Below are 3,079 nucleotides of genomic sequence, written 5' to 3'. Positions count from 1 at the left end.
AAAAAATCCCGTCTGCTTCATGATCCATACTCCAATCAACGCAAGGAAAATGGAATCACAGAGCAGACCTCAATACCAGAGGGTTTTTCGAACCCTCCAATTGGTTCTAGCCCGCCGCGGGCAAGGAGTGTTTAAGGCCAATGTGCGACTGAACGAAAGACGGTGTCGTATAACTGGTGTATCAGATCCACGTTTTCTGATTGCCAGTCATATTAAACCCTGGCGTGACTGCACTGATCAGGAAAAACTGGATGGCTGCAATGGCCTGCTGTTGTCGCCACATGTTGATCGATTGTTTGACCGTGGTCGGATTAGCTTTGCCAATGATGGAACGTTACTGAAATCAGCCGTGCTACCGCCTGAAGTTTGGTCGGCTTGGGGCTTGGATAACATTATTAACGTCGGCGCATTTACGAATGCACAGGCGACTTACCTAGCGCTGCACAGAGAGGCAATTTTTAAAGGCTAATGAGGAGGGCTCGACTACTAGGACTTGTTAGGCCTTGATGTCGTCTGCTGTAGCAGCGATGAGGATGACGGAAAGAAAGGACGCGGCTGTCTTTTCATATCGGGGCGCGACAGCCCCCACTCCTTGAGCCTTGCCCACAGGTTTTCGACCAGGTGCCAGTGTCTGTAATCCCACCTGAGACAGGCGACTTCCAGATCATCCTTTCCTGCCGGAATCACAGGACGAGATCCCCGGTCCCAGAGCTATTCACGGAATTTGTGCGAGGCATATCCGCGATCACAGACGACATAGGTCGGTGGGTATGGCAGATCGTCGAGCAGGGCATAAGCGGATGGCAGTTCATGCACCTGTCCGGGCGACAGTGTGAAGGGCAGTGCCTCGCCATGCTCATCACAAACAGCTATGCAGTCCGTTCTGTTATTCAAGACCTAACAGGCCCTCATTGGATAAGCCCATGGGCTCTGGCATTGTCATCTCGGCATCCGGCGAGACGGGGTATCTCGCGGTCCACCGATCGCAAGTATCATTGGTTGGTTTCCCCCGCACCTAAACTGAACATGCTGATATCTAAAAAAACTGCCCTTAGAGACGGCTTTTTTTTGCGTCTAAGTTTCCACCGCAGGACACACATAGGAAACAGATGAAAAGATAATCCGGCACAATTTTGTCGAAGGTCACATATGTATGATGAAAGAATAGGGCGTTCTGTCGCCTATTTCGGGCTATCATTCTGGGCTTGTCGAGTCAGGACAGTCTGCCCCTCTACTGTCCATATCAGGAGATGCACAAACAGTCATGGCCGCAGATGAACTTACAGGACTGATCAGATATCTCAATCAGGAGGACTGGCAGGACTGCTTCAGCGAAGTGCTTGGCGATCACATCGGTCCGGTGCTGGAATCGGGAGACATCACCTTCGAGGATCTAGCGGAGATGATCGGTCCCGACGTTGCCATGACGTTGTGGGGCTGTGCTTTCGAGGATTTTCTTGGGCTGGATTGGGATGATGGCCGGAACTTCGTGGACGTTTACCTCAAGCGTCGGGGTTGGAAGGAAGGACCACGTAATAGCGCCTATATGCGCGCTCTCAAGACTTCGGTCATGAGTCTGTATGAAGTCTCGGACATCAAACCCGGCCAGAGCCTGATGGCGCGTGACCTGCTACGGGGTGGTGATCCGATTCTGGTGCATGATGGCACGGCCACCCGGACACTCAGACAGTGGGACCGGATTGCAGCGCGTCTCGTGCCGTCCGATGGAAAGACCATTCTGGCAGGCGGGCTGCTCGCTTATTCATGGGGCGCCTGCGCAGCTCTGGCTGCGAACCTTTACAGAGTTCTGCGGAAAAGACAGGGCAAGACGGAGTTTCCAAAAATCGATACGCAGACGCTGCGTGAACTTGCGCCGACGTTCACGCTGACCTGGCTGTTCCGGACGCTGGAGGACATGGCCCGGCAGATGGACGGTCCAGCGCTGTTCAATGGGGACGGAGAGGATCTGGTCTTCTATGAAGTGTGTTTCCCGCTGACAAACGGCGTGACGCAGAAGACGGTGGCGGATGTACTTGACGGGATCACGGCCCTGAGGCCGGAGAACCGGTCGTTTTGGAACTGGTTGAAAGAGCCGATGAGCGATCCCGTGCAGAAGGCTGGACGGGATGAAAACGGGAAGTTCCTGCGCACAGAGATGGATGATGGCACGATCGTGCTGGGTACGCTGGACCTGAAGGGGCGCCAGTTGCGGCTGCAGGTGAATTCGAAAGAGCGTGCCGAACGTGGCCGTGCCATGCTGCAGGCTGGTTTGGGAGATCTCGTGCGCGCGCCGCTCATGCAGATCATGACGCCGGTGCAGGCGATGGAAGATCGGGGAACGCAGGGGCGGGAGGCTTCGCCAGAGCTGCAGATCCCGCCCGAGGAGGAAGCCCGGATTATTGGGCAGATGCTGGAGCGGCACTATCGGCAGGTGCTTGATGAGCCTGTTCCGGCTCTGGGAGATATGACGCCGCGTCAGGCCGTCCAGACGGCTTCAGGACGTAAAAAAACGGTTGCCTGGCTGAAAGGGATCGAAAACGTCACAGCCCGCGCCCAAGGGAGTGGCGGCGCCATGGCCGCTTATGATTTCGGTTGGATGTGGCACGAGCTCGGACTCATAGAACTCCGGAAATAGTCCGAGTGCGCCTTCATTTCGGACGGCAAGGTAAGAATTGAGTTTGGGGCTGGCATAGGTAAGCCAATAAAAGCTTGATATGGCATATGAAAGCACGTCGTCGCAGCCGTCCGGTATTTGCTACCCAAAGATGCCTTCTGGCGCACTTCGTTGCGGGCACACCCGCGCGGAGTGCTGCGGAAATTGTCGGCGTCAATCGCAATACAGCGACTCTGTTTTACTATAAGCTTCGGGAAATCATTATCGCGCATAATGCTCTGGAAGCGCCCCTTGAAGGAGAGATCGAAGTCGATGAAAGCTATTTCGGCGGACATCGCAAAGGTAAAAGAGGGCGAGGTGGAGGGATCGAAGAACCCCTGATTGATGTGCTTGGCCGGTAATTTCTGGGTTTTGGCGATTTGATTGACGGTTTTTGCGATGGCCTCCGGTCTGCGTTTTGAGCAG

Annotated in this window: 3 protein-coding genes and 1 pseudogene; 3 read left to right on the top strand and 1 reads right to left on the bottom strand. The window is 54.7% G+C overall.

The features are described from left to right. Window positions 1-469: HNH endonuclease (locus CFR72_RS16485; RefSeq protein ID WP_110914788.1), on the top strand; the 469-nt coding region annotated here is incomplete at its 5' end. Between the two features lie 242 nt (window positions 470-711). Here the strand turns inward: CFR72_RS16485 and CFR72_RS16480 are convergent. Beyond that, on the bottom strand, window positions 712-894 hold the full coding sequence (locus CFR72_RS16480) for a transposase (protein WP_023524172.1): 183 nt from the start codon (window positions 892-894) through the stop codon (window positions 712-714). Window positions 895-1,264: 370 nt separating this feature from the next. On the opposite strand from CFR72_RS16480, the gene CFR72_RS16475 reads away from it, so the two are divergent. Continuing rightward, the gene (locus tag CFR72_RS16475) at window positions 1,265-2,635 is read left to right on the top strand and encodes a hypothetical protein (protein ID WP_014106958.1); all 1,371 of its coding nucleotides are present in this window, start codon (window positions 1,265-1,267) and stop codon (window positions 2,633-2,635) included. An 86-nt stretch (window positions 2,636-2,721) separates the two neighbouring features. Further along, a pseudogene (locus CFR72_RS18220) lies at window positions 2,722-2,973 on the top strand (IS1595 family transposase); the annotation flags it as partial. Window positions 2,974-3,079 lie beyond the last annotated feature (106 nt).

It is taken from the genome of Gluconacetobacter entanii, assembly GCF_003206495.1.
Classification (GTDB): Bacteria; Pseudomonadota; Alphaproteobacteria; order Acetobacterales; family Acetobacteraceae; genus Novacetimonas; species Novacetimonas entanii.
The sequence above is the reverse complement of the archived record's forward strand: the minus strand, read 5'-3'. Positions and strand labels throughout refer to the sequence as shown.

Excerpts from the sequence above, each read along its gene's own strand:
- CFR72_RS16475 (WP_014106958.1), top strand. The coding sequence starts at position 1,265 with ATGGCCGCAGATGAACTTACAGGACTGATCAGATATCTCAATCAGGAG.